22 protein-coding genes are annotated in these 26,540 nt (G+C 53.4%); 4 read left to right on the top strand and 18 right to left on the bottom strand.

Annotated elements, in window-relative coordinates:
- Nucleotides 1–10 precede the first annotated feature (10 nt).
- The 16 genes from dnaE to rpsB all read right to left on the bottom strand — a co-directional run bounded on the left by dnaE (nucleotide 11) and on the right by rpsB (nucleotide 18,485).
- A complete protein-coding gene (gene dnaE, locus ACHHZ6_RS05570) occupies nucleotides 11–3,493 on the bottom strand; it encodes a DNA polymerase III subunit alpha (RefSeq protein WP_395121891.1) in 3,483 nt (1,160 codons plus the stop codon).
- Between the two features lie 38 nt (nucleotides 3,494–3,531).
- The gene (rnhB, locus tag ACHHZ6_RS05565; RefSeq protein WP_182273820.1) at nucleotides 3,532–4,128 is read right to left on the bottom strand and encodes a ribonuclease HII; all 597 of its coding nucleotides are present in this window, start codon (nucleotides 4,126–4,128) and stop codon (nucleotides 3,532–3,534) included.
- On the bottom strand, nucleotides 4,125–5,273 hold the full coding sequence (lpxB, locus tag ACHHZ6_RS05560; protein ID WP_182273819.1) for a lipid-A-disaccharide synthase: 1,149 nt from the start codon (nucleotides 5,271–5,273) through the stop codon (nucleotides 4,125–4,127). The genes rnhB and lpxB overlap by 4 nt, the downstream gene beginning before the upstream one ends.
- On the bottom strand, nucleotides 5,273–6,061 hold the full coding sequence (gene lpxA, locus ACHHZ6_RS05555) for an acyl-ACP--UDP-N-acetylglucosamine O-acyltransferase (protein WP_182919437.1): 789 nt from the start codon (nucleotides 6,059–6,061) through the stop codon (nucleotides 5,273–5,275). The genes lpxB and lpxA overlap by 1 nt, the downstream gene beginning before the upstream one ends.
- Before the next feature lie 3 nt (nucleotides 6,062–6,064).
- Complete coding sequence (fabZ, locus tag ACHHZ6_RS05550) at nucleotides 6,065–6,520, bottom strand: 3-hydroxyacyl-ACP dehydratase FabZ (protein ID WP_038155523.1); 456 nt, start codon at nucleotides 6,518–6,520, stop codon at nucleotides 6,065–6,067.
- Nucleotides 6,521–6,622: 102 nt separating this feature from the next.
- The gene (lpxD, locus tag ACHHZ6_RS05545; protein ID WP_182273817.1) at nucleotides 6,623–7,648 is read right to left on the bottom strand and encodes a UDP-3-O-(3-hydroxymyristoyl)glucosamine N-acyltransferase; all 1,026 of its coding nucleotides are present in this window, start codon (nucleotides 7,646–7,648) and stop codon (nucleotides 6,623–6,625) included.
- 3 nt (nucleotides 7,649–7,651) lie between these two features.
- Nucleotides 7,652–8,146, bottom strand: coding sequence for a molecular chaperone Skp (gene skp / locus ACHHZ6_RS05540; RefSeq protein ID WP_182273816.1), 495 nt, complete (start codon nucleotides 8,144–8,146; stop codon nucleotides 7,652–7,654).
- Nucleotides 8,147–8,269: 123 nt separating this feature from the next.
- A complete protein-coding gene (gene bamA, locus ACHHZ6_RS05535; RefSeq protein WP_182273815.1) occupies nucleotides 8,270–10,687 on the bottom strand; it encodes an outer membrane protein assembly factor BamA in 2,418 nt (805 codons plus the stop codon).
- Between the two features lie 29 nt (nucleotides 10,688–10,716).
- Nucleotides 10,717–12,069 carry a sigma E protease regulator RseP gene (gene rseP, locus ACHHZ6_RS05530; RefSeq protein WP_395121890.1) on the bottom strand — a complete coding sequence of 451 codons (1,353 nt, stop codon included), beginning with the start codon at nucleotides 12,067–12,069 and terminating at the stop codon, nucleotides 10,717–10,719.
- Between the two features lie 11 nt (nucleotides 12,070–12,080).
- Nucleotides 12,081–12,938: a phosphatidate cytidylyltransferase gene (gene cdsA, locus ACHHZ6_RS05525; protein WP_182273813.1), complete on the bottom strand. Its 858-nt coding sequence runs from the start codon at nucleotides 12,936–12,938 to the stop codon at nucleotides 12,081–12,083.
- A 12-nt stretch (nucleotides 12,939–12,950) separates the two neighbouring features.
- Entirely contained in the window at nucleotides 12,951–13,709 is a 759-nt protein-coding gene (gene ispU, locus ACHHZ6_RS05520; protein WP_182273812.1) for a (2E,6E)-farnesyl-diphosphate-specific ditrans,polycis-undecaprenyl-diphosphate synthase, read from the bottom strand.
- 186 nt (nucleotides 13,710–13,895) lie between these two features.
- On the bottom strand, nucleotides 13,896–15,095 hold the full coding sequence (gene ispC / locus ACHHZ6_RS05515; protein WP_182919436.1) for a 1-deoxy-D-xylulose-5-phosphate reductoisomerase: 1,200 nt from the start codon (nucleotides 15,093–15,095) through the stop codon (nucleotides 13,896–13,898).
- A 95-nt stretch (nucleotides 15,096–15,190) separates the two neighbouring features.
- Entirely contained in the window at nucleotides 15,191–15,748 is a 558-nt protein-coding gene (gene frr / locus ACHHZ6_RS05510; RefSeq protein WP_182273810.1) for a ribosome recycling factor, read from the bottom strand.
- A gap of 166 nt (nucleotides 15,749–15,914) precedes the next feature.
- Complete coding sequence (pyrH, locus tag ACHHZ6_RS05505; protein ID WP_004858112.1) at nucleotides 15,915–16,640, bottom strand: UMP kinase; 726 nt, start codon at nucleotides 16,638–16,640, stop codon at nucleotides 15,915–15,917.
- Between the two features lie 150 nt (nucleotides 16,641–16,790).
- Nucleotides 16,791–17,642: a translation elongation factor Ts gene (tsf, locus tag ACHHZ6_RS05500; protein WP_182273809.1), complete on the bottom strand. Its 852-nt coding sequence runs from the start codon at nucleotides 17,640–17,642 to the stop codon at nucleotides 16,791–16,793.
- 117 nt (nucleotides 17,643–17,759) lie between these two features.
- Entirely contained in the window at nucleotides 17,760–18,485 is a 726-nt protein-coding gene (gene rpsB / locus ACHHZ6_RS05495; protein WP_013095653.1) for a 30S ribosomal protein S2, read from the bottom strand.
- 322 nt (nucleotides 18,486–18,807) lie between these two features.
- Between rpsB and map the strand changes: the two genes are divergently transcribed.
- From map to ACHHZ6_RS05475, 4 genes are all read left to right on the top strand, one after another.
- Nucleotides 18,808–19,602, top strand: a complete 795-nt coding sequence (gene map / locus ACHHZ6_RS05490) for a type I methionyl aminopeptidase (RefSeq protein ID WP_182273808.1) — start codon at nucleotides 18,808–18,810, stop codon at nucleotides 19,600–19,602.
- A 63-nt stretch (nucleotides 19,603–19,665) separates the two neighbouring features.
- Nucleotides 19,666–22,341, top strand: coding sequence for a bifunctional uridylyltransferase/uridylyl-removing protein GlnD (gene glnD, locus ACHHZ6_RS05485; protein WP_182919435.1), 2,676 nt, complete (start codon nucleotides 19,666–19,668; stop codon nucleotides 22,339–22,341).
- A gap of 32 nt (nucleotides 22,342–22,373) precedes the next feature.
- The gene (gene dapD / locus ACHHZ6_RS05480; RefSeq protein WP_008501915.1) at nucleotides 22,374–23,198 is read left to right on the top strand and encodes a 2,3,4,5-tetrahydropyridine-2,6-dicarboxylate N-succinyltransferase; all 825 of its coding nucleotides are present in this window, start codon (nucleotides 22,374–22,376) and stop codon (nucleotides 23,196–23,198) included.
- Between the two features lie 111 nt (nucleotides 23,199–23,309).
- Nucleotides 23,310–23,699 (top strand): DUF3461 family protein, encoded by a 390-nt coding sequence (locus ACHHZ6_RS05475; RefSeq protein WP_008501916.1) that lies wholly within the window; start codon nucleotides 23,310–23,312, stop codon nucleotides 23,697–23,699.
- A 59-nt stretch (nucleotides 23,700–23,758) separates the two neighbouring features.
- On the opposite strand, the gene ACHHZ6_RS05470 is transcribed toward ACHHZ6_RS05475, so the two are convergent.
- Both ACHHZ6_RS05470 and degP read right to left on the bottom strand, forming a co-directional pair.
- Complete coding sequence (locus tag ACHHZ6_RS05470; protein ID WP_182919434.1) at nucleotides 23,759–24,916, bottom strand: CdaR family transcriptional regulator; 1,158 nt, start codon at nucleotides 24,914–24,916, stop codon at nucleotides 23,759–23,761.
- A gap of 155 nt (nucleotides 24,917–25,071) precedes the next feature.
- Entirely contained in the window at nucleotides 25,072–26,517 is a 1,446-nt protein-coding gene (degP, locus tag ACHHZ6_RS05465; RefSeq protein ID WP_182919433.1) for a serine endoprotease DegP, read from the bottom strand.
- Between the last annotated feature and the right edge of the window lie 23 nt (nucleotides 26,518–26,540).

The following is a 26,540-nucleotide window of genomic DNA, read 5'->3' as shown; positions in this document are numbered from 1 at the left end:
TATTCCTGTATTAGTCAAACTCCAGTTCCACCTGCTCCGAACCAATGAGGCCACGGAGATCGTTCAGTAAACGATCGCTCGGAGAGACACGCCACGTTGCACCAAAGCGCAACCGCGCACGTGCATCCGCCCTCTGATAGTAGAGATGTACTGGAATTGTCCCCGAGCGGTGGGGTTCCAGAGACTGACGGAGTCGGTTTAAAAGCTGGTCATCAATTTGCCTGTCCGTCAGCGAGATAGCAAGCCCGCGAGCATATTTTTCCCGGGCTTCGTCAATGTCCATCACTTCGCGGGCGGTCATTTTAAGCCCCCCGCTGAAGTCATCAAAGCTGACCTGTCCGCTGACGATAAGTATGCGGTCTTTTTCCAGCAATTGCTGGTATTTATCCAGCGCATCGGTGAACAACATCACCTCCAGACGCCCGGAACGGTCATCCAGCGTACAGATGCCGATACGATTGCCGCGCTTGGTGACCATTACCCTTGCAGCAATCACGAGCCCCGCAGCCGTGGTGATTTTACCACGTTCTGTCGGATGCATGTCTTTTAGCCTATAGCCTCCGACATAACGCTCAATTTCTTTGATGTACTGGTTGATCGGGTGCCCCGTCAGGTACAAACCTAACGTCTCACGCTCACCATCCAGCACCACCTGTTCTGGCCACGGCAGGCAGCTGGCATAAGATTGCTCGATCTGCTCTGGCTCTTCTGCCAGCACCCCGAACATATCCGCCTGGCCGATAGCTTCCGCTTTCGCGTGCTGATCAGCCGCTTTTAACGCATCGCCGAGCGAGTTCATCAGCGCGGCACGGTGCGGCCCCAGCCTGTCGAACGCACCAGACATGATCAGTTTTTCCAGCACGCGACGGTTCAGTTTTTTAGTGTCGGTACGGGCGCAAAGATCGAACAGCTCGCGGAAGTAACCGCCGTTGTTACGCGCTTCGATGATCGCCTCGATCGGGCCTTCACCCACACCTTTGATCGCACCGATCCCGTACACAATTTCCCCGTGCTCATTAACGTGGAAATGGTACAGACCGGAGTTGATATCCGGCGGCAGGATCTTAAGCCCCATGCGCCAGCACTCATCCACCAGGCCAACCACCTTCTCGGTGTTGTCCATATCGGCCGTCATTACCGCTGCCATAAACTCAGCAGGATAGTGCGCCTTCAGCCACAGCGTCTGATACGAGACCAACGCATAGGCAGCGGAGTGCGATTTGTTAAACCCGTACCCGGCGAATTTCTCCACCAGGTCGAAGATTTTCATCGCCAGTTCGCCGTCAACGCCGTTCTGTTTCGCCCCTTCTTCGAAGGTGCCGCGCTGCTTGGCCATCTCTTCCGGTTTTTTCTTACCCATCGCACGACGCAGCATATCCGCGCCGCCAAGGGTGTAGCCAGAGAGCACCTGGGCAATCTGCATAACCTGTTCCTGGTACAGGATGATGCCGTAGGTTGGCTCCAGTACAGGTTTCAGGCTTTCATGCTGCCACTGAACGTCCGGGTAAGAAATCTCTTCGCGCCCGTGCTTACGGTCGATAAAGTTATCTACCATCCCCGACTGCAGCGGCCCTGGACGGAACAGCGCCACCAGTGCGATCATATCTTCGAAACAGTCAGGTTGCAGGCGTTTAATCAGGTCTTTCATGCCGCGGGATTCAAGCTGGAAGACGGCGGTGGTCTCCGAGCGTTGCAGCATATCAAAACTTTTCTTGTCATCCAGCGGAATGGCCGCAATATCCAGCGGTGGCTCGCCGCTCTTCTCGCGACGGGCGTTGATCATCTCCAGCGCCCAGTTGATGATGGTGAGCGTACGCAGACCGAGGAAGTCAAACTTCACCAGCCCGGCGTATTCTACGTCGTTCTTGTCAAACTGGGTTACCGGATGCTGACCCGCTTCATCGCAGTAAAGCGGCGCAAAATCGGTGATTTTGGTCGGGGCGATAACCACGCCACCGGCATGCTTACCGGCGTTACGCGTGACGCCTTCCAGCTTACGCGCCATGTCGATCAGCGCTTTTACTTCTTCATCCGCTTCGTAGATTTCCGGCAGCTGCGGCTCAGCTTCAAAGGCTTTTGCCAGCGTCATCCCCGGATCGGGTGGTACCAGTTTTGAGATACGATCAACAAAGCCGTACGGATGCCCCAGTACGCGGCCTACGTCGCGGATAACCGCTTTCGCCGCCATCGTACCGAAGGTAATAATCTGCGATACCGCGTCACGGCCGTACATGTCCGCCACGTGTTCGATAACCTGGTCGCGTTTCTCCATGCAGAAGTCGACGTCGAAGTCGGGCATGGAGACACGTTCCGGGTTCAGGAAACGTTCGAACAGCAGATCGAATTCCAGCGGATCGAGATCGGTAATTTTCAGCGCATACGCCACCAGCGAACCGGCACCGGAACCACGTCCTGGGCCGACCGGCACGCCGTTGTCCTTCGACCACTGGATAAATTCCATCACGATCAGGAAGTAACCCGGGAAGCCCATCTGGTTGATAACCTGAAGCTCAATATCCAGGCGCTCATCGTACGGCGGGCGTTTCTCTTTGCGAACCGCTTCGTCCGGGAACAGAAACGCCAGACGATCTTCCAGACCTTCCTTCGATTTTACGACCAGGAAATCTTCCGTGGTCATCTCCCCCGTAGGGAACTGCGGCAGGAAGTATTCGCCGAGACGCACGGTGACGTTACAGCGTTTCGCTATCTCAACGCTGTTTTCCAGCGCTTCCGGGATGTCGGAGAAAAGCTCGCACATCTCCTCTTCGTTACGCATGTACTGCTGCGAGGAGTAGTTGCGCGGACGTTTCGGATCGTCGAGGGTGAAGCCATCATGGATGGCCACACGAATTTCGTGTGCGTCAAAGTCTCCCGGTTCAAGGAAACGTACATCGTTAGTCGCCACAACCGGCAACCCGCGTTCTTCAGCGAGCGCAACAGCGGCGTGCAGGTAGCTCTCTTCATCTGCGCGACCGGTGCGGATCAGCTCCAGATAGTAGCGATCCGGGAAATACTCTTCATAGAACGAGACACACTGCTCCACCAGTGCGCTATTGCCGCGCAGCAGGCTTTTGCCAACATCGCCCATCCGGCCACCGGAAATCAGCAGCAGGCCTTCGTTCAGCTCTGCCAGCCAGTCGCGGTCGATCCACGGGCCAGACGCGCCGTAGCCGCGCTGGTAAGCTTTTGAGATCAGCAGTGTGAGGTTCTGGTAGCCCGCGTTGTTCATCGCTAACACGGAAATTTGCGTCATTTCATCACCGAGCAACTCGCTCTGCACATGAAAATCCGCGCCGACGATGGGTTTCATCCCCGCGCCATGCGCCGTTCCGTAGAACTTCACCAGACCACACAGGTTGGTAAAATCGGTGATCGCCAGCGCAGGCATGCCAAGCGAGGCCGCCTTTTTCACCAGCGGCCCGGTCTTCGCCAGCCCATCGATCATGGAGTAGTCGCTATGCACCCGCAGGTGTACGAAACGTGGTTCAGCCATCTTCAGATTCCGCGTTACTTAATTGCTTGCGTCTTGATTCAGGACACCAGTCCCAGCGCCCGTTTCACCGGGCCAAAACTGCGCCGGTGATGTTCGGTTGCGCCATGTTCAGCCAGCTTTTCCAGGTGAAAAGCGGTTGGATATCCCTTGTGCTGGGCGAAACCATACTGGGGATAAGTGAGGTCCAGCGCGGTCATTTCGGCGTCGCGCGTCACTTTGGCTATGATGGAAGCCGCACTGATTTCTGCGACCCGGCTATCGCCTTTAACGACCGCCATCGAAGGCACAGGCAGTGCCGGACAGCGGTTACCGTCAATCAGGACATACTCGGGAGCAATTTTCAGCCCGGCGACCGCACGCTGCATTGCCAGCATGGTGGCATGCAGAATGTTCAGTTCGTCAATTTCATGCGGCTCTGCGCGACCCAGGCTCCAGGCCAATGCCTTTTCCTGGATTTCGTCAAACAGCGCCAGTCGGCGCTTTTCAGACAGTTTTTTAGAGTCATTCAGCCCGACGATCGGGCGAGCCGGGTCAAGGATCACCGCAGCGGTCACCACAGCCCCCACTAACGGGCCACGCCCCACTTCGTCCACACCCGCCACGAGATGCGTGTGGGGATAAATAAATTCCATCATTTTACTAACTCCAGCACCGCATCAGCCGCTTGCTCATCGGCATTACAGCGGATCTGCTGATGCAGTTCGCGGAACGTATCATGCATCTGGTGGCTGGTCTTGCCGTCAGCAAGCAGCGGCAACAGTGCATCAGCCAGTGCCTGCGGCTGACACTCATCCTGTAAAAGCTCTTTCACCAGCTCGCGACCGGCAAGCAGGTTTGGCAGCGAAACGTAGTCGGTTTTCACCAGACGTTTTGCCAGCCAGAAGGTAAACGGCTTCATGCGGTAGCCTACTACCATCGGGCATTTCGCCAGCATACACTCCAGCGCAGCCGTACCGGAGGCCAGCAGCGCGGCATCACTCGCGATCATCGCTTCACGGCCCTTCCCGTCCAGCAGGTGGACATGAAGATCCGGGGCCACATCCGCCTTGATGCGTTCAAACTGCTCGCGGCGTTTGGCATTCACCAGCGGCACAACCACTTCAAGATCGGGATATGTTTTGCGAAGGATTTGCGCCGTCTTCAGGAAATCGGCGCTCAGCATCTCGACTTCTGCACCACGGCTTCCCGGCAGCAGCGCCAGACAATGAGCATCATGCGGGATACCCAGCACGTCACGCGCCGCGTGTTTATCCGGATCCAGCGGCATTGCATCCGCCATGGTATGACCGATAAAACGGCACGGAACATTAAATCTGTCATAAAACGCTTTTTCGAAAGGCAGGAAAGCCAGCACCAGATCGGTGGATCTCCCGATTTTGAAAACGCGTTTCTGTCGCCACGCCCAGACGGACGGACTGACGTAGTGAATGGTTTTGATGCCCTGCTTTTTCAGGTTCCCTTCAAGGGTAATGTTGAAATCAGGTGCATCGATCCCGACAAACACATCGGGTTTAAGCTCGGTAAAACGGTGGGTGAGATCGGCACGAATATGCAGCAAGCGACGCAAACGCCCCAGCACTTCAACGATGCCCATCACAGCCAGCTCTTCCATTTCATACCATGCTTCACAGCCTTCGGCCTGCATCAGCGGGCCAGCAACACCGACAAAGCGGGCATTAGGGACACGGGCTTTCAGCGCGCGGATAAGACCTGCACCAAGAATATCGCCGGAGGTTTCTCCGGCGACCAGGGCTATCGTAAGCGGACGGCTGTCGACCATTAACGAATCAGACCACGTGTGGAACGGTCAAAGAACTCCATGAACTCGTTCACTTCCGGGTACTTTTTCGCCAGATCGGCAATTTCCGGCTTCACCTCTTCCAGCGTTTTACCGCTACGGTACAGCAGTTTGTACGCGTTGCGGATAGCTGTAATCGCTTCGCGGCTAAAGCCACGACGCTTGAGGCCTTCGATGTTCACGCCAAACGGCGTGGCATGGTTACCCTGCGCAATAACATAAGGTGGGACGTCCTGCGCCACACCGGAGCATCCACCGACCATCACGTGCGCACCAATGATGCAGAACTGATGGACTGCGGTCATGCCGCCAATAATTGCGAAATCATCAACCGATACGTGTCCTGCCAGCGTTGCGTTGTTGGCAAGAATACAGCGGTCACCCACAGTACAGTCATGCGCGATATGCGCATTAACCATAAACAGGTTGTCGCTGCCCACCTTTGTCAATCCACCGCCCTGTACTGTTCCACGATGAATGGTGACGCTTTCGCGAATACGGTTACGATCGCCGATTTCCACACGGGTCGACTCACCAGCATATTTCAGATCCTGGTTTACTTCGCCGATGGAGGCGAACTGATAGATCTCATTATTGCTGCCAATGGTCGTGTGACCATTCACGACAACGTGAGATTTCAGTACTGTACCCTCACCAATTTCGACTTGGGGTCCAACAATACAAAACGGGCCAATGTGAACGTTAGCACCAATGATGGCACCCGTTTCTACAATAGCAGTAGGATGAATAAAGGCGGATTTATCAATCACGTATCAGGCCTCCCGGCTACGCGCACACATCATAGTCGCTTCGCAAACAACTTTGCCGTCAACCAGTGCTACGCCTTTGAAGCGAGTCAGGCCACGACGCGTTTTTTCAAAAGTGACTTCCATGATCATTTGATCACCAGGCACGACAGGACGCTTAAAGCGTGCTTCATCAATACCCGCGAAGTAGTACAGTTCGCCCGGCTCCAGTTTACCCACGCTTTTAAACGCCAGAATACCGGTAGCCTGTGCCATTGCTTCCAGGATCAACACACCCGGGAAGATAGGCTTACCAGGGAAGTGTCCCTGGAAGAACGGCTCATTTACGGAGACATTTTTCACTGCGCGCAGAAAATGACCTTCTTCAAAATCCAGCACACGGTCTACCAGCAAAAACGGGTAGCGGTGCGGCAGAAGTTCTAAAATCTCTTCAATATGCAGAGTATGAGTGTCAGTAGTCAAAATACTCTTCCTGTCAAATGTACTAAGTAGCAATAATAACACGGCCTGCCGGTTTATAAGAAAGCCGACAGGCCGGGAAAGTAGCGTTAAACGGATGAACGCTTAGTCTTGTTGATCGATCTTGCGCTCAAGAGACTTGAGACGCTTGCTCATATCATCAATATTCATCACCAGAGCTGCTGTTTTACGCCATACCTTGTTCGGTTGCAGCGGAATACCAGAGGAATAGACGCCTGGTTCAGTGATAGGACGCATAACCATGCCCATTCCCGTCACCGTCACCTTGTCGCATATTTCCATATGACCGTTGATCACGCTGGCACCGCCAATCATGCAGTAACGGCCAATTTTCAGGCTGCCTGCCATGATAACGCCACCCGCAACTGCGGTATTGTCGCCAATCACAACGTTATGTGCAATCTGGCACTGGTTATCGATGATAACACCATTGCCAATAATGGTGTCGTCAAGCGCACCACGGTCAATGGTGGTACATGCGCCGATCTCAACACGGTCGCCAATGATAACGCGACCAAGCTGTGGGATCTTAACCCAGTTACCACGATCGTTAGCGTAACCAAACCCGTCAGAACCAATCACGGTGCTGGACTGAACAAGGCAATTTTCGCCGATTTCAACTTCATGGTAAACGGACACATTAGCCCACAAGCGGGTTCCTGCACCGATTTTCGTATTTTTCCCAACGAAGCAACCCGGGCCAATCACGACGTTATCGCCCAGCACGACGCCCGACTCAATAACGGCATTAGCGCCAACTGCAACGTTGTTACCAAGCTGAGCCGTCGGATCGATTGCTGCACTGGCAGCAATACTCTGTGCCGGCTGCGGCGTGGTATCAAGAATTTGGGCCATGCGTGCATACGTCAGGTAGGGATTTTTCACTACCAAAGCAGCACCTGCGGCAAACGGAAGATCGTCCTGCGTAAGAACAACAGCTGACGCCTGACACTGAGCCAGATGTTCACGATACTTAGGGCTTACCATGAAGGTAATATTGCCAGCTTTAGCAGATTGCATGGACGCAACAGCGGTGATGACGATATCGCCATCACCGTGTAATTCTGCATCCAACTGCTGAGCTAAATCAGCCAGTCGAATAGAAGGCATTACTTATTTAACCTGTTTCAGAACATCAGCGGTGATGTCTTTAACATCGCTGCTGTTGTAAGCAACGGCATTCGCATCAACAACCAGATCGACGCCCTGATCGGCAGCAACAGATTTAACTGCTGTCTGAATGCGCGTCACCAGTTTGCCACGCTCTTCGTTAGAACGACGCTGACGATCCTGCTCGAAAGCCTGTGCTTTCTGGGAGAATGCCTGGCGCTGAGACATAACATCTTTTTCCAGTTTGCTACGGTCAGCCGCTTTCATGGTAGAACCATCGCGCTGCAGACGTTGCATCTTGGACTGAAGATCGCTTTCCATGCCTTGCAGTTCGCTTGCACGGCCTTTGAACTCGTTTTCCAGCGTTGCGGAAACACCCGTTTTCTGCGCAACCTGTTGGAACAAGCTACCCATATTGACGATCGCAATTTTGCCCGCTGCCTGAGCAGACGTTGCCATCGCTAAACCGAGACCTGCAGCTAATAACCACTTTTTCACAATAAACTCCTTACCATCCCATTAGTACCTCAAAGGTACCGTTCTTTGCGTGGCAAGGCGATCGTCTGCACGATCGCCAGTTGTCAGCGCTACACTGCCAACGCATTCCATTGCAGCGGATTATTACCAGGTTTTACCAATGTTAAACTGGAATTGCTCCGATTTATCTCCATCATATTTCTTAAACGGCTGGGCGTAAGAGAAGACCAACGGCCCCAGCGGTGACATCCATTGTAATGCGATACCTGCAGACATGCGAATATTGCTCGGATCGCTGTAGTCTGGAATACCTTCTGCACGCATCTGTGCGGTATTCTCCCAGTTGGTATCCCACACAGTACCGGCATCCCAGAAGAAGGAGGTACGGACTGAGTTCGCATATTTATCACTGATAAACGGCGTTGGCGTAATGAACTCCAGGCTAGCCACTGCCATCGCGTTACCGCCCACCGCATCATTAGAACTACAGACTTCTGAAGACGAGGATTTATTACAGTTATCCGTTTTGTTTCCACCGTAGTAGACCGCTTTCGGACCAATGTTATTGGACTGGAAGCCACGAACGGTACTGGAACCACCGGCATAGAAGTTTTCATAGAATGGCAGTTCTTTGCCACCTAAACCATCGCCATAGCCCCAACGGGTACGACCCAGAACAACCCATTTATGGTCGTCATCAATTGGGAAGTAGGACGCGGTATCAAGCGTCACCTTGTAGAACTCGTTATCGGAACCCGGAACGGTGACTTTACCGTTCAGGTTGACACGAGAACCTTCCGTCGGGAAGTAACCACGGTCAAGACGGTTATACGTCCAGCCATAGTTGAAGGTGAAGTCATCTGCCGCAAAACCGTTATTGTCACCGGTCTTACTGGTTGACTGACCGATGGAGTCCAGATAACGCCACATCGCCACCTGCGGTTGCATGTTGGACAGGTCGTTATGCACGTAACCTAAGCCTGCACGCAGGGTGTTGTATTCGTTGACCGGGAAGCCCAGCGTACCGTCTACACCATAACTCTTGTTGGTATAGGAGGACAGATCCGCGTTATCTGCTTTAAAGTCGTTATAGAAGATACGACCACCCAGGCTCACACCATCAACGGTGAAGTATGGGTTAGTGACAGAGAACTCAGAGTAGGTCTGGTAGTCGTTCTTGGTACCGTTGATACCAACAGAATAACCCGTACCCAGCCAGTTATCTTGCTGAACACCGACCTGGAAGCTCACGCCACTTTCAGTACCGTAGCCCACACCAAAGTTGAAGCTACCGGTGTTACGCTCTTTCACTTTATAAACGACATCAACCTGATCCGGGCTGCCTGGCACACGTTGGGTGTCGGTATCGACCGTTTCAAAATAACCCAGACGGTTCAGACGTTCTTTACCCTGGTCAACGAGATCGCTACCTAACCACGCCCCTTCCATCTGACGCATTTCGCGACGCAGAACGGAATCTTTTGAAGTGTCGTTACCTTCAAAGCGGATCTTACGTACGTAGAAACGGTTGCCCGCATCAACGTTAACGCGAAGCTTAACGGTTTTATCCGCATCGTTGATTTCAGGCTGAGTCTGTACGCGCGGATAAGCATAACCGTAACGGCCGAGCAGCTTCTTAATGCCGTCTTCCATCTTGGTCACTTTAGCACCGCTATACAGATCGCCCGGCTGAATTTTGGTCAGCGATTCGATCTCTGCAGAATGCCCCGCCAGGTTTCCACTGACTTCAACACCAGAAAGCTTGTACTGCTCGCCTTCAGTGATGTTAATCGTAATGTAGATCCCTTTCTTGTCCGGAGTCAGACTGACCTGAGTAGAGTCGATGTTGAAACGCGCGTAACCGCGATCCAGATAGTAGCTGCGCAGGGTTTCGAGGTCGCCCGCCAGTTTCTGCTTCTGGTATTTGCGATCGCCAACCACGTTCCACCACGGCACTTCGTCACGCAGCTGGAAAGTCGAGATCAGTTCGTCGGTGCTGAACGCGTGGTTCCCTACGATGTTGATCTGTTGGATCTTCGCAGAGACACCTTCCTGGAAGACCAGCTTCAGGTCAACACGGTTACGTGGCAGCGGAGTCACAACCGCCTTCACGCTTGCGCTGTATTTACCGACGCTGTAATAGAAATCTTCCAGACCTTTTTCAATATCTGAAAGGGTTGTGCGGTCCAGAGATTCCCCCACACGAACACCGGATGCTTCAAGGTTCTGCTTGAGCATGTCATCTTTCACCGACTTGTTGCCGGAGAAAGTGATACTGGCGATCGTTGGACGTTCTTTTACCTGAACCAGCAGCGTATCACCATCGCGCAGGACGCGGACGTCCTCAAAGTTGCCAGTGGCAAACAGAGCACGGATGGTGTTACTGATATCATCATCATTAACCGTATCGCCGGGGCGCACAGGCATACTGAGGAGGGCCGCACCAACGGCGACACGCTGGAGGCCTTCGAAATGAATGTCTTTCACTACGAACCCGTCAGCACCGTATACGGTGGCGCTGCTAAACAGCAGCGACGCTATGAGCAACTTTTTCATCGCCATCGTTATTATGCGTTCTTCCTAACACTCTCTTACAACCGAGAGAAATCATTGAAAAGTGCAAGCCCCATTAACAGCACCAGCAAAATCGAGCCAATGCGATAACTAAAGTCTTGAACTCGCTCGGATACCGGTCCGCCTTTTAGCTTTTCAATCGCTAAAAACAGCAGATGGCCCCCGTCTAATACGGGAAGCGGGAACAGGTTGATTATCCCCAGATTCACGCTTATAAGCGCGAGAAACATGAGATAGTAAATCACCCCGAATTCCGCTGACATCCCAGCCCCCTGAGCAATTGAAATTGGCCCACTGAGGTTGTTCAGTTTCACATCACCGGTTATCAATTTCCCCAACATGTTGACCGTAAGCTTCATCAGTTGCCATGTTTTATCCGTGGCTTCAAGGATGGCGCTAAACGGCCCATATTGGCGTATTGTCTTGTACTCATCTGGCAGCGGGATCACTTTCGGCACTACACCTGCAAACCCTTCTGCCTTTTTGCCGCCCGATTTGGTATCCGGGGTCAGCGTCAGCGAAAGCGAACTCCCGTGCCTTTCCACTTCCAGTGCGAGCGAAATACCTGGATTATCGCGCACCAGAGTAACAAAGGTCATCCACTGTGTTAATGGTTGACCATCGACTTTAACGATCCTGTCGCCTGCTTGCAAACCTGCTTTGCTCGCCGCCGAATTGGCCTGTACTTCGGCTAATACCGGCTCGATCTGCGCACCGCGTGGGCGAATCCCCAGCGCAGAGACGGGATCTTCTTTGTCAGGCTCGAAACTCCAGTGGCGTAAATCCAGCACTTTGTCCTGTCGCTGGTCAGAACCAAACGGCGAAACGCTGACCGTTGTCTGCTTATCACCAATTTTGGCGACCAACTGCAGCCGCACGGCATCCCAATCAGGGGTTTCGATGCCATCAATGGCTTTAAGTTCCATCCCCGGCGTAATTTGCGCACTTGCCGCGATGGAGTTGGGGGCAATTTCACCCACCACCGGACGCACGCCAGGGACGCCGATGATAAACACCAGCCAGTAGGCGAAGATAGCAAAGATGAAATTGGCTACCGGACCGGCAGCAATGATGGCGGCGCGTTGCCCAACGGTTTTGTTGTTGAACGCGCGATGCTGAAGTTCAGGGGCAACCGGCTCAACACGTTCGTCGAGCATTTTAACATAGCCACCCAGCGGGATAAGGGCGATGACGAATTCAGTGCCGTGGCGGTCGGTACGCTTCCAGAGCGATTTACCAAAACCAATGGAGAATCGCTCCACGCGCACACCACAGCGGCGAGCAACCCAGAAATGGCCAAATTCATGCACGGTAATCAGTACACCCAGTGCAACAACGAACGCCGCCAGATTCCAGAGAATGCTCAGCATAAAACCTTCCGTTAAATCGTCCCGAACACCAATAAAAGCAAGCAAGCAAACACGGGGACTGCCGCAGTCAGGCTGTCAATGCGATCCATTATACCGCCATGCCCTGGAATCAAGTGACCACTGTCTTTAATCCCTGCTTCACGCTTAAACATACTTTCGGTTAAATCACCCAGTACCGAGGCCAGTGCAGCAAAAATTGAGCACACCAGCAGTGTCGACGGCGCAACGCTCAGATCCGCCCAGACGCCATAGCCCCAGGAGATGATTGCTGCCGTAAACAAGCCGCCGATAAATCCTTGCCAGGTTTTACCCGGAGAAACCTTCGGAGCCAGTTTATGTTTGCCAAACAGTTTACCAAACATATAGGCCCCAGAGTCAGCCCCCCAGACCAGAATCATCACATAAAGCAGCCAGATTGCACCGCTGTAGTGGTTTTCATCATAGTGCCAGGCGCGCAGCGCGAGCATACCCCAGAAAAAAGGAACAATTGTGAGCAGGCCAAAAATAAGGCGTAATACTTTTGAATTGCGCCATAATGCCGCAGAGCCTGGATAAAAAAGCACCAACACGAGCGCAGCAATCCACCAGGCCAACGATACCCACAGGGAGCCGGCAACCAGCGGTTGATGAATATCGTGGTGATATTCAGGCAAGGTAAACAGCATCAGGGCCAGTAAAAAGCCACAGAGTACCGCCAGCCATACCCGCTGAGTGCGCGAGGTAAAGCCGCTAAACTGTCCCCATTCCCACGCGGCGAGCATACACACTACCAGCGTAACAATAGCGAATCCCACTGGGGGCAGTAAAAACAGCGCCGCAATGACAATGGGTATTAATACAAAAGCGGAAATCAGGCGATACTTCAGCAAAAGCTACCCCCATCAGGCTTTGTCGCCACCAGGCTCGGTGCCGCCGAAACGACGCTCTCGATTGGCAAAGGCATGCAGCGCACCTTCAAAGTCTTGTTCATCAAAATCGGGCCAAAGAACATCAGTAAAGTAAAGTTCGGCATAGGCAATTTGCCAAAGCAAAAAGTTACTTATGCGATGTTCTCCCCCTGTCCTAATTACCAAATCCACAGGTGCCAGTTCATTCATGCAGATTTGCTGACTCAGCATCTCTTCATCAATTTGGTCGGGTCTCAACAGCCCTTCCTGAACCTGTTCGGCCAAATGCCGAACGCCCTGGATAATATCCCAGCGTCCGCCGTAATTCGCCGCGATATTGAGCGTCAGACCAGTATTATTTTCAGTCAGCGCTTCTGCTTTACGAATCCGTTCCTGCAAACGTGAGTTAAAACGACTGGTCTCGCCAATAATACGCAGGCGGACGTTGTGGCGGTGCAGGCTTTTTACTTCGCTGTCGAGCGCCCACACAAACAATTCCATCAACGCACTGACTTCCTGCGCCGGTCGATTCCAGTTTTCACTGCTAAAAGCATAGAGCGTTAACGCATCAATGCCGTTATTGGCGGCAAAAGAAACGGCGCGGCGAACAGACTTCGCCCCAGCTTTATGCCCAAAGGCTCGTATCTTCCCTTGTCTTTTCGCCCAGCGGCCATTGCCATCCATGATAATTGCTACATGACGGCAGCCATGAGCGGGCAAATTTTCGCTTATTGGTTGATTCGCAGACAACATAACGCGTTTTTAGTCCCTGAAAAGGATTTAACGGTACTCAGGAATACTGAAGCCTATACATAAAAAAGCCGTGTCAAACCACGGCTTACCTGACCACATTAAGTCAAATACCTGCGATCAGGTGGCGCAGACTATATCACTGAAGCCCAACGCTAACAAATGGCACGACAATTAGTGGTTGCTTTATCACCAGCTTGCGAGACGTGTCACCTGTTTACGCGCAACAATGCGGGCCTGAGCATCTACCGCCAACACCTCTTCCACGCTTTGTGGTTCGCGCAAATCCATCATGTCCAGCACCGAGCGATTCAGTGTCGCGATGTCGGTAAAACGAATCTGCTGATTCAGAAATGCCTCAACGGTAATTTCATTGGCCGCATTGAGTGCTGTCGTCGCCGCCTGCCCCTGGTCAAAGGCATTCATCGCAAGCTTCAGACACGGATAACGGTCGTAATCTGGCTCACTGAATGTCAGAGAGCTGAGCTTGCAGAAATCGAGCGGTTTCACCCCAGACTTCACACGGTTAGGCCACGCCATCGAATGTGCAATTGGCGTGCGCATATCCGGTTCACCCAGCTGTGCCAGCACGCTGCCATCCTGATAACGCACCATCGAGTGAATCACCGATTGCGGGTGGATCAGCACTTCCATCTGTTTCGCTGACGCATTAAACAGCCAGCGCGCTTCAATGTATTCCAGACCTTTGTTCATCATGGTGGCAGAGTCGACAGAGATCTTACGTCCCATTGACCAGTTCGGATGACGACACGCCTGATCCGGCGTCATTGCGCTCAGTTCAGACAGCGGCGTTTCACGGAACGGACCACCAGACCCGGTAAGCAGAATCGACACAACGCCATTCTGCTCGAGGTCAGCGTACCCCAGGTTCTGTTGAAAAAGTTGCGGTAAACTCTGAAAAATTGCGTTGTGTTCACTATCGACCGGCAAAAGACGCGCGCCGCGCTGCTTAACCGCCTCCATGAACAGGCGTCCACAGGTCACCAGCGACTCTTTATTCGCCAACAATACATCTTTACCGGCATCGATAGCCGCAAGCGTAGGCAGAAGCCCTGCCGCCCCGACGATTGCCGCCATCACCTGATCGACCTCATCCAGCGCAGCCATATCACAGGCCGCCTGTTTCCCACTCAGCACCTCGGTGCGACTGCCCTTCTCCTGCAGCTGCGCTTTCACAAGGCGGGCGCTCTTTTCGTCATCCATCACCGCATAGCGAGGCGCAAACTCCAGGCACTGTTCGATCATTCGCTGCACGTTCTTACCGGCCACCAGTGCCGTCACGGTGTAGAGTTCAGGGTTATGGCGAACAACGTCGAGAGTGCTGCAACCGATAGAGCCAGTTGAGCCAAGGAGAGTTAAATGCTTCATGAGATGCCCGGAAAAAGTTAGACCAGATAAAAGCAAAACGCCGCCAGCAAGACATCATGTCTCTCTGAACGGCGTTTATCAGTGTACGACAGAAATCAGAACTGCATCAGTTCCGCTTCTTTATCTGCCAGCGCCGCATCAATTTTCTTGATAGCTGCGTCAGTCATCTTCTGCACGTCGTCCTGGGAGCGACGGTCGTCATCTTCGCTGATCTCTTTTTCTTTCAGCAGAGCTTTCACTTTATCGTTCGCGTCGCGACGTACGTTACGCACAGAAACGCGACCTTGCTCAGCTTCACCACGAACCACTTTGATCAGGTCTTTACGACGTTCTTCCGTCAGCGGAGGCAGTGGAACACGGATGTCAGAACCCGCAGAGCTTGGGTTCAGACCCAGGTCAGATGCCATGATCGCTTTTTCAACGGCCGGGCTCATAGAACGATCGAATACGTTGATTTTCAGCGTACGGGTATCTTCTACAGTCACGCTCGCCAGCTGACGCAGTGGGGTTGGCGTGCCGTAGTATTCCACGATGATGCCATCCAGCAGGCTTGGGGAAGCACGGCCAGTACGGATTTTGCTGATTTGGGTTTTGAACGCTTCTACGCATTTGTCCATGCGTACTTCAGCATCTTTTCTGATGTCGTTAATCACGTTACGAATCCTTGAAAACTTGTCTCAGGCAGACTATCCGCCAGCACAGCGCTACAGGTGTGCTAAGTATAGTCGCGTTTAATTCATGACAACGCCAAAGGCGCGCCCGGGTAAGATACCGCTACAAATAAAGCGGAATCTTACCTGTATTTATCGCCGACGGAAATTATTCCGTGATCAAAGTACCTTCTTTTTCGCCCATTACGACGCGGCGCAGTGCGCCTGGCTTGTTCATGTTGAAGACACGGATCGGCAGTTTATGGTCACGAGCCAGTGTGAAGGCGGCAAGATCCATCACTTTCAGCTCTTTATCCAGCACTTCGCTGTAGGTCAGCTGATCGTACATGGTCGCAGAAGGATCTTTTGCCGGATCGGCGGTAAACACGCCATCCACTTTGGTTGCTTTCAGAACCACATCGGCTTCGATTTCGATACCGCGCAGACAGGCTGCGGAATCGGTGGTAAAGAACGGGTTACCCGTACCGGCGGAGAGGATCACCACGCGGTTGTTACGCAGCAGGCTGATAGCTTCTGCCCAGCTGTAGTTATCGCACACGCCATTCAGTGGAATAGCGGACATCAGGCGCGCGTTCACATAGGCGCGATGAAGCGAATCACGCATCGCCAGGCCATTCATGACGGTTGCCAGCATACCCATGTGGTCGCCCACAACGCGATTCATCCCTGCTTTCGCCAGACCAGCGCCACGGAAAAGGTTGCCACCGCCAATGACCACGCCAACCTGAATACCCAGTTCGACCAGTTCTTTGATTTCCTGTGCCATACGATCAAGGATGCTTGCGTCAATACCGAAGCCTTCCGATCCCTGCAGCGCTTCGCCACTCAGCTTAAGCAGAATGCGTTTGTACACGGGTTTTGCATTGGTAGCCATGTTTCTTTCCTGAGACTGTCAACGATTAAGATGGGGGTTAATTCTGGCGACATGATATGTCGCATATCAGCACAGCGATACTGGAGCCTGTCTGATTTCGTCTGACGGGTGACAAAAAGAAGCCGCCCTCAGGCGGCTCCTTTTCAATCATTAAGACTGCTTGGACATTGCAGCAACTTCTGCTGCGAAGTCAGTCTCAACTTTCTCGATGCCTTCGCCCACTTCGAAGCGGATGAAGCCAGTTACGTCAGCGTTGTGCTCTTTCAGCAGCTGAGCAACAGACTTGCTTGGATCCATAACGAAAGGCTGGCCAGTCAGAGAAACTTCGCCGGTGAATTTCTTCATGCGGCCTTCAACCATTTTCTCTGCGATTTCTTTTGGCTTACCAGACTGCATCGCGATGTCCAGCTGAACCTGGTACTCTTTCTCTACCACTTCAGCAGACACGTCTTCTGGCTTAACGAATTCTGGTTTGCTTGCAGCGATGTGCATAGCCAGCTGTTTAACCAGCTCTTCGTCAGCGCCTTTAGCCGCAACCAGAACACCGATACGTGCACCGTGCTGGTAAGAACCCAGTACGTCGCCTTCCAGGGAAGACACGCGACGGATGTTGATGTTCTCACCGATTTTAGCAACCAGCGCAACACGTTCTTCTTCGAACTGTGCTTTCAGAACGTCAACGTCAGTGATTTTGCCTGCAACAGCTGCGTCCAGAACTTTGTTAGCAAATGCCTGGAAACCACCGTCTTTAGCAACGAAGTCAGTCTGGCAGTTAACTTCCAGAATGATGCCGTAGTTGCCGTCGATCTTAGTGATGATCACGCCGTCAGCAGCCACGTTGCCTGCTTTTTTAGCTGCTTTGATCGCACCGGATTTACGCATGTTTTCGATTGCCAGCTCGATGTCGCCGTTCGCTTCAGTCAGCGCTTTTTTGCAATCCATCATGCCTGCGCCAGTACGCTCGCGCAGCTCTTTTACCAGGGATGCGGTAATTTCAGCCATTCTTAAATCCTCGGGAGATGTGAACTGCCCGGCCGGGGGCCAAACAGTATAAATTGAAAAAAGGGGCCGATAATTGGCCCCTATTCATACACGGTACTAATAAGGGGTGAAACCTTATTATTCAGCTTCTACGAAGCTTTCTTCCGCCTGAGAAGCCAGATCCTGGGAACGGCCTTCACGAACGGTAGCAGCTACAGCGCTCAGGTACAGGCTAACAGCACGGATGGCGTCGTCGTTACCCGGGATAACGAAGTCAACACCGTCCGGATCGGAGTTGGTATCAACGATAGCGAATACCGGGATACCCAGGTTGTTAGCTTCTTTGATTGCGATGTGCTCGTGGTCTGCATCGATTACGAACAGCGCGTCTGGCAGGCCGCCCATATCTTTGATACCGCCCAGGCTGTTTTCCAGCTTGTCCAGTTCACGAGTGCGCATCAGCGCTTCTTTCTTAGTCAGCTTGTCGAAAGTACCGTCCTGAGACTGGGTTTCCAGATCTTTCAGGCGTTTGATGGACTGACGAACAGTTTTCCAGTTAGTCAGCATGCCACCCAACCAGCGATGGTTCACGAAGAACTGGTCGCAGCTGTTAGCAGCATCTTTCACAGCTTCGCTTGCAGCGCGCTTAGTACCAACGAACAGAATCTTACCTTTACGGGAAGCAATCTTGTTCAGCTCAGCCAGGGCTTCGTTGAACATTGGTACAGTTTTCTCAAGGTTGATGATGTGAACTTTGTTACGTGCGCCGAAGATGAAAGGCTTCATTTTCGGGTTCCAGTAACGGGTCTGGTGACCAAAGTGAACACCAGCCTTGAGCATGTCGCGCATGGAAACAGTTGCCATGTTTAAAACCTCTATAGTAAAAGTTGGGGTTATGCCTCCACGTATCCCATATTACCGACCCCAAAGGGCACCCCGGAATATGTGCCGATACGTGTGTGTTGTTACACAAAGTGAGATTTGTCGCTTCCGTCCAACCTGTGTAGTCTTCGATGGATCGGAAGTCCGGCGCGCTTTATACCACAAAACACGACCAGAAACCAATAATTGTTGGCGGAGTGTGCTGTTAATGATTCTCAATTTGGCACGGGGTGCGCCTGACTGATACCATTGAGGACACGTAGATTTATATTGTCGAAAAAATCGACACCGATGGACAGATTACATGGCTATCTCTATTAAGACACCTGAAGAAATTGAAAAGATGCGCGTCGCCGGTCGTCTGGCCGCGGAAGTGCTGGAAATGATTGAACCGTTCGTTAAACCGGGCGTCAGCACCGGCGAGCTGGATCGCATCTGTAACGACTACATCGTCAACGAGCAGCACGCGATCTCCGCCTGCCTCGGCTACCACGGTTTCCCGAAATCCGTCTGTATCTCAATTAATGAGGTGGTTTGCCACGGTATTCCGGATGATGAAAAACTGCTGAAAGATGGCGACATCGTCAACATCGACGTCACCGTCATTAAAGATGAGTACCACGGTGACACCTCGAAGATGTTCATCGTTGGTAAACCCACTATTCTGGGCGAGCGCCTGTGCAAAGTGACTCAGGAAAGCCTCTACCTGGCGTTGAAGATGGTTAAACCCGGTATCCGCCTGCGCACCATCGGTGCCGCTATCCAGAAATTCGTTGAAGCAGAAGGTTTCTCTGTGGTGCGTGAATATTGCGGTCACGGTATCGGCCGCGTCTTCCACGAAGAGCCGCAGGTTTTGCACTACGATGCCGATGACGGCGGCGTGGTGCTGCAAAAAGGCATGACCTTTACTATCGAGCCAATGGTCAACTCTGGCGACTACCGCATCCGTACCATGAAAGATGGCTGGACGGTGAAAACCAAAGACAGAAGCTTGTCTGCGCAGTACGAGCATACTATTGTGGTAACAGACAACGGCTGTGAGATTATGACGTTGCGCAAGGATGACACCATCCCGGCGATACTGACGCACGATGAATGATAAAAAAGCCGGCAAATGCCGGCTTTTTTAATGGCGATAGCTTTTTCTTATGGGTGGCACGCGATGAGTAATCTATTACCCGAACAGTATGCGAATACAGCACTTCCCACCCTCCCCGACCAGCCCGACAACCCGGGCGTCTGGCCACCGCACGAGCTGACCTGCGCCCATATCAAAGCGCATATGGATGTTTTCCATCGCTGGCTGGGTAGCGCGTTTGATGCGGGTATTTCTGCCGAGCAGCTCATCGAAGCACGCACCGAATTTATTGACCAGCTCCTGCAGCGCCTGTGGATTGACTATGGTTTCGGTCAGATTAGCGACGTCGCACTGGTCGCCGTCGGGGGCTATGGCCGTGGCGAGCTTCATCCGCTTTCCGATATCGACCTGCTGATCTTAAGCCGTAAAAAGCTGCCAGACGAACAGGCGCAGAAAATTGGCGAACTGCTGACGCTGCTCTGGGACGTGAAGCTGGAAGTGGGTCACAGCGTGCGCACGCTGGAAGAGTGTCTGCTGGAAGGGTTATCTGACCTCACCGTTGCCACCAACCTGATTGAAACCCGTCTGCTGATCGGCGACGTTGCGCTGTTCCTGGAACTGCAAAAACACATTTTCAGCGACGGGTTCTGGCCGTCAGAGAAATTCTTCGCCGCAAAGGTCGAGGAACAAAATCAGCGCCACCAGCGCTATCACGGTACCAGCTATAACCTGGAGCCTGATATCAAAAGTAGCCCTGGCGGTCTGCGCGACATCCACACCCTGCAGTGGGTCGCCCGTCGTCATTTTGGCGCAACGTCGCTGGACGAGATGGTCGGGTTTGGTTTCTTAACCGAAGCCGAACGTAATGAACTGAACGAGTGTTTGCATCTCCTGTGGCGCATTCGCTTTGCCCTGCATCTTGAAGTCAGCCGTTACGATAACCGTCTGCTGTTTGACCGCCAGCTCAGCGTGGCTCAGCGCCTCAATTACAGCGGTGAGGGCAACGAGCCGGTTGAGCACATGATGAAGGATTTCTTCCGCGTTACCCGCCGCGTGACCGAACTCAACCAGATGCTGCTGCAGCTGTTTGACGAAGCGATCCTGGCGCTGACGGCGGACGAAAAACCACGGCCCATTGATGATGAATTCCAGCTGCGCGGCACGCTTATCGATCTGCGCGACGAAACGCTGTTTATCCGAGAGCCGGAAGCGATCCTCCGCATGTTCTATACGATGGTGCGCAACAGCGCGATCACCGGGATCTACTCCACGACCCTGCGCCATCTGCGCCACGCGCGCCGCCATCTGACGCAGCCGCTGTGTTATATCCCGGAAGCGCGAGCCCTGTTCCTCAGCATGCTACGCCACCCGGGAGCCGTCAGCCGGGGCCTGCTGCCGATGCACCGCCACAGTGTGCTGTGGGCCTATATGCCGCAGTGGTCGCATATCGTCGGGCAGATGCAGTTCGATCTTTTCCACGCTTATACGGTGGATGAACACACGATCCGCGTCATGCTCAAGCTGGAGAGCTTTGCCAAAGAAGAGACGCGCTCCCGCCATCCGCTGTGCGTTGAGCTGTGGCCGCGTCTTTCCCACCCGGAACTGATCCTGATTGCCGCCCTGTTCCACGATATCGCGAAAGGTCGCGGTGGTGACCACTCGGTACTGGGCGCACAGGACGTGCTGAAATTTGCCGAGCTGCATGGTCTGAACTCGCGCGAGACGCAGCTGGTCGCCTGGCTAGTGCGCCATCACCTGCTGATGTCAGTTACCGCACAGCGTCGTGACATTCAGGATCCGGAAGTCATTAAGCAATTCGCCGAAGAGGTGCAAACTGAAAACCGCCTGCGCTATCTGGTCTGCCTGACGGTAGCGGATATTTGTGCCACCAACGAAACGCTGTGGAACAGCTGGAAGCAAAGCCTGCTGCGCGAGCTTTACTTCGCGACGGAAAAACAGCTGCGTCGCGGAATGCAAAACACCCCGGACATGCGCGAGCGTGTACGTCACCATCAGGTGCAGGCGCTGGCGTTGCTGCGGATGGATAACATTGATGAAGAGGCATTACATCAGATTTGGGCCCGCTGTCGCGCCAACTACTTTGTGCGTCATAGCCCAAACCAGCTTGCCTGGCATGCGCGGCATCTGCTCCAGCATGATTTGTCGAAACCGATGATCCTGCTCAGCCCGCAGGCCACGCGCGGCGGCACAGAGATCTTTATCTGGAGCCCGGACCGGCCTTATCTGTTTGCCGCCGTCTGCGCCGAGCTGGACAGACGCAACCTCAGCGTTCACGACGCACAGATTTTTACCACCCGAGACGGCATGGCGATGGATACCTTTATCGTACTGGAGCCGGACGGCAGCCCGCTGTCGTCGGACCGTCATGAAGGGATACGCTTTGGTCTGGAACAGGCCATCACCCAGCGCAGCTGGCAACCGCCGCAACCGCGTCGTCAACCGGCCAAATTGCGTCACTTTACCGTCGATACCGAGGTCAATTTCCTGCCGACCCACACCGACCGCAAATCGTTCCTGGAGCTTATCGCCCTCGACCAGCCAGGGTTGCTCGCCCGCGTCGGCCAGGTTTTTGCCGATCTGGGAATTTCGCTTCATGGAGCCCGAATTACAACCATTGGTGAGCGAGTAGAAGATTTATTTATAATCGCAACGGCCGACCGGCGTGCCCTTAATAATGACCTGCAGCTGGAAGTGCAACAACGGTTGACAGCAGCCCTCAATCCAAACGATAAAGGGTGACGTGTTTTTTAGTGAAATGGAAAGAGTAAACAATGCAGCAGTTACAGAACGTTATTGAGTCCGCTTTTGAGCGTCGCGCCGAGATTACCCCGGCAAATGTGGATACCGTTACCCGTGAAGCGGTTAATCAGGTGATTTCTCTGCTGGATTCCGGCGCGCTGCGCGTGGCAGAAAAAATCGACGGTCAGTGGGTAACTCATCAGTGGCTGAAGAAAGCCGTGCTGCTCTCTTTCCGTATCAACGATAACCAGGTTATCGACGGAGCAGAAAGCCGCTACTTCGATAAAGTACCAATGAAATTCGCTGACTACGATGAAGCGCGTTTCCAGAAAGAAGGTTTCCGTGTTGTGCCTCCGGCGGCAGTTCGCCAGGGCGCATTCATCGCACGCAATACCGTGCTGATGCCATCCTACGTGAACATCGGTGCGTATGTTGATGAAGGCACAATGGTAGACACCTGGGCAACCGTCGGTTCTTGCGCGCAGATCGGTAAAAACGTTCACCTGTCCGGCGGCGTCGGCATCGGTGGCGTTCTGGAGCCACTGCAGGCGAACCCAACCATCATCGAAGACAACTGCTTCATCGGCGCACGCTCCGAAGTGGTTGAAGGTGTGATCGTTGAGGAAGGCTCCGTTATTTCTATGGGCGTCTACATCGGTCAAAGCACCCGTATTTACGATCGTGAAACCGGCGAAGTTCACTACGGTCGCGTACCTGCGGGTTCCGTCGTCGTCTCCGGTAACCTGCCGTCAAAAGATGGCAAATACAGCCTGTACTGTGCGGTTATCGTGAAAAAAGTCGATGCAAAAACCCGCGGTAAAGTGGGTATCAACGAACTGCTGCGCACCATCGATTAATCGGGTATAACAAAAAGCGGGGGCAACCCCGCTTTTTTTATATCTGAGGGTGGCGAAAATAGATTTTTTCGTTAATTATTCAAAGGTTATGTTGAGATCAAGGGTACCGCTATGTACGATAATCTGAAAAGTCTGGGCATTACCAATCCTGATGAAATTGATCGTTACAGCCTCCGCCAGGAAGCGAATAACGATATTTTGAAAATCTATTTTCACAAGGATAAAGGCGAGTTTTTCGCCAAGAGCGTGAAGTTTAAATATCCACGCCAGCGTAAGACCGTCGTCGCTGACGGCGTAGGACAAGGGTACAAAGAAGTACAGGAAATCAGCCCTAACCTGCGCTATGTGATCGATGAACTCGATCAGATCTGCCAGCGCGATCGCACCGAAGTCGATTTGAAACGTAAGATCCTCGATGACCTGCGTCATCTGGAAAGCGTTGTCACGAACAAGATCAGCGAGATTGAAGCGGATCTTGAGAAGCTTACTCGTAATAAGTAATGACAGGTGCGGCCTGATGCCCTCACCCCGGCCCTCTCCCACAGGGAGAGGGTGAAACCTCATCTCTGCTCATCTAACTGCAGCGCCAGGTACAGCAGCAGCCTGTCGTCAAAATTCCCCAGCTCCAGCCCGGTCAGTTCCGAGATCCGGTTAAGCCGGTATTCCAGCGTATTGCGGTGAATAAACAGCGCTTTCGACGTTGCCAGCGGCTGCACGTTATGATGAAACCATGCCTGCAACGTGCGGTACAGCAAACCGTTGTTGTCCATCGCTTTCAGACGGGCTAACGGACGCGCCAGCTCATCGGCCTGCCAGCCACCGCGCAGGCCATCGAGCAGCACCGGCAACATCAGTTCCTGGTAGAAGTAGCTCCGGCTTTCCGGCATCCGCTGTTTACCTGACATCATCGTGGTACGCGCCGTGCGCCATGAGCGGGCGATACTGCCCGGCCCGGTAAAGTAATTTCCCAGGGCAACGCGAAAACGCGGTTGTCCGCCCTCCTTCATGTGTGCAATCAGCTGCTCCACCCAGCGACGGTGATCTTCAACATCCCAGCGGCCAAACGGGTTAAGCGCCGGTTTGAGCACCACAATTTCAGTCAGAGAAACAATTGCCGCCAGGTTGTTGCGCTCCGGTGTGACCAGTGCATTTTGCAGCTGCTGCAGTTCGGCCATCGTGCTGTCTACGCCAGACTGGCCGCTATCGACTTCAATGACCACCGCCACGCGTGGCTGATCAAGATCGATGCCCAGACGCTGCGCCCACTCGCTCAGCGCAGGTGTATGTTCTTCTGCCTGGATCAGGTTCATGACCAGCTCTTCACGCAGGCGGCTATCCTGTGCCAGCAGGTGCATCAGACGCGACTGCTCCAGCATCATTTCGGCGGTCATGCAGACCAGCTCGCCATATTTACGCAGCGACTCCGGTTCGCCCGTCAGGCCGATCACGCCAACAATTTCCCCCTCCAGCCGCAGCGGGAAATTGATCCCCTGACGGACACCGTGAAGGTGTTTCGCAACCGCATCGTCGATATCCACCACGCGCCCCTGAGAGAGCACCAGCAACGCACCTTCGTGCACTTCCCCAATGCGTTCACGATCGCCACTGCCAATAATGCGCCCGCGAGCATCCATTACATTGATATTGGTATCAATGATGCGCATGGTACGCGCCACAATATCCTGCGCCATTTTGGTATCAAGATGCCTGCCAGCCATGTAACCCTCCTGTGAGCAGGGCTCAAGAATAGGGAAGTTCAGTCACGGCTGCATTGTGCAAATGCACAAAGCCACGGAGAGAAATATGGACTTGTGGAAAGGGTCACAGAAACAAAAATGGCCCCTGCTCGTGGTTGAGCAGGGGCGCGGAGGGATTACTGCATCAGAAGGTAAATTGAAGAATCACCACGCTGAATATTCAACGCCAGCACGGAAGGTTTGCTGTCGAGGATTTTGCGCAGTTCAGCGATGTTTTTCACCGGTTGCTGGTTAGCCCCCATGATCACATCGCCTTTTTTCAGGCCGATACGGGCAGCCGGGCTGTTCGCTTTCACGTTGTTCACCACAACGCCTTTATCTTCGCCTTTGTTGCTCATCTCAGCACCTTCAATACCATTGAAGATGGTGCTGGAGTCCACCTGATTCTGGCTGCTCTGCTGCAGTTCCAGGCTCACGTTAACCGGCTTACCTTCACGCAGCAGACCGAGGGTGATTTTGCTACCAATCGGCATGGAACCCACTTCAGCACGCAGGGCCGCAAAGCTGCTGATCGGTTTACCGTTCAGAGAAGTGATCACATCACCGGCTTTAATCCCCGCTTTCGCCGCAGAGGAGTTCGGCAGCACCTGGCTGACAAATGCCCCACGCTGGGCGTCCACTTTCATTGCTTTCGCCAGCTCGGAGTTCAGCTCAGTCCCCAGGATACCCAGCTCACCGCGTTTCACCTGGCCATACTGCACCATCTGTGCGGTCAGGTTTTTCACCATATTACTTGGGATAGCAAAGCCGATACCGATGTTACCGCCGTCCGGAGCCAGGATTGCGGTGTTGATACCAATCAGTTCACCGTTCAGGTTCACCAGCGCACCGCCGGAGTTACCCCGGTTAATCGCCGCATCCGTCTGGATAAAGTTCTCGTAGTTCTCTGCGTTCAGGCCGCTACGACCCAGCGCGGAGACAATACCAGAGGTCACGGTTTCACCCAGACCGAACGGGTTGCCGATGGCTACGGTGTAGTCACCCACACGCAGCGCGTCGGAATCGGCGAGCTTAATCGCCGTCAGGTTTTTCGGATCCTGAATCTGGATCAGCGCGATATCCGAACGTGGATCTTTACCCACCACTTTAGCGTCGAATTTACGTCCGTCGCTCAGCTGAACTTTAATGGTGTTGGCGTTATCAACAACGTGGTTGTTGGTCACCACGTAGCCTTTTGCCGCATCAATAATGACGCCCGAACCGAGTGCCATGAATTTCTGTTGCTGGCCGCCACCGTTACCGCCCTGGCTTTCATCCCCTGCACCACCGCCCTGACAGAACGGGGAGCTCTGGAAGGGTGAACCGTCCTGGCAGAACGGTGAGTTATCACCGAAGAACTGCTGGAAGTTACGCGGCATACGCGGCGTATTGACGGTCGTACTGCCCTCAACGTTAATACTCACCACCGATGGCATCACTTTTTCGAGCATCGGTGCCAGGCTTGGCATCTGCTGCGCGGTTGCTGCCGACGATGAGCTCTCAGCTGCAGTAGCAGTCAGAGGAGACAGCGCTAAACCTAAACTCAGAGCCAGTGCACTCATTGCTAATGTGGTTTTTTTCATGTTTCTCAATCTCGATTTACAGG

It is taken from the genome of Enterobacter cloacae complex sp. 2024EL-00214 (genome assembly GCF_043945575.1).
GTDB classification, from domain to species: Bacteria; Pseudomonadota; Gammaproteobacteria; order Enterobacterales; family Enterobacteriaceae; genus Enterobacter; species Enterobacter cloacae_P.
The sequence above is the reverse complement of the archived record's forward strand: the minus strand, read 5'-3'. Positions and strand labels throughout refer to the sequence as shown.

Excerpts from the sequence above, each read along its gene's own strand:
- ACHHZ6_RS05475 (WP_008501916.1), top strand. The coding sequence starts at position 23,310 with ATGTACGATAATCTGAAAAGTCTGGGCATTACCAATCCTGATGAAATT.
- bamA (WP_182273815.1), bottom strand. The coding sequence starts at position 10,687 with ATGGCGATGAAAAAGTTGCTCATAGCGTCGCTGCTGTTTAGCAGCGCC.
- dapD (WP_008501915.1), top strand. The coding sequence starts at position 22,374 with ATGCAGCAGTTACAGAACGTTATTGAGTCCGCTTTTGAGCGTCGCGCC.
- lpxB (WP_182273819.1), bottom strand. The coding sequence starts at position 5,273 with ATGGTCGACAGCCGTCCGCTTACGATAGCCCTGGTCGCCGGAGAAACC.
- pyrH (WP_004858112.1), bottom strand. The coding sequence starts at position 16,640 with ATGGCTACCAATGCAAAACCCGTGTACAAACGCATTCTGCTTAAGCTG.
- rseP (WP_395121890.1), bottom strand. The coding sequence starts at position 12,069 with ATGCTGAGCATTCTCTGGAATCTGGCGGCGTTCGTTGTTGCACTGGGT.
- dnaE (WP_395121891.1), bottom strand. The coding sequence starts at position 3,493 with ATGGCTGAACCACGTTTCGTACACCTGCGGGTGCATAGCGACTACTCC.
- map (WP_182273808.1), top strand. The coding sequence starts at position 18,808 with ATGGCTATCTCTATTAAGACACCTGAAGAAATTGAAAAGATGCGCGTC.
- tsf (WP_182273809.1), bottom strand. The coding sequence starts at position 17,642 with ATGGCTGAAATTACCGCATCCCTGGTAAAAGAGCTGCGCGAGCGTACT.
- ispC (WP_182919436.1), bottom strand. The coding sequence starts at position 15,095 with ATGAAGCATTTAACTCTCCTTGGCTCAACTGGCTCTATCGGTTGCAGC.
- rpsB (WP_013095653.1), bottom strand. The coding sequence starts at position 18,485 with ATGGCAACTGTTTCCATGCGCGACATGCTCAAGGCTGGTGTTCACTTT.
- lpxD (WP_182273817.1), bottom strand. The coding sequence starts at position 7,648 with ATGCCTTCTATTCGACTGGCTGATTTAGCTCAGCAGTTGGATGCAGAA.
- glnD (WP_182919435.1), top strand. The coding sequence starts at position 19,666 with ATGAGTAATCTATTACCCGAACAGTATGCGAATACAGCACTTCCCACC.
- ACHHZ6_RS05470 (WP_182919434.1), bottom strand. The coding sequence starts at position 24,916 with ATGGCTGGCAGGCATCTTGATACCAAAATGGCGCAGGATATTGTGGCG.
- rnhB (WP_182273820.1), bottom strand. The coding sequence starts at position 4,128 with ATGATGGAATTTATTTATCCCCACACGCATCTCGTGGCGGGTGTGGAC.
- degP (WP_182919433.1), bottom strand. The coding sequence starts at position 26,517 with ATGAAAAAAACCACATTAGCAATGAGTGCACTGGCTCTGAGTTTAGGT.
- ispU (WP_182273812.1), bottom strand. The coding sequence starts at position 13,709 with ATGTTGTCTGCGAATCAACCAATAAGCGAAAATTTGCCCGCTCATGGC.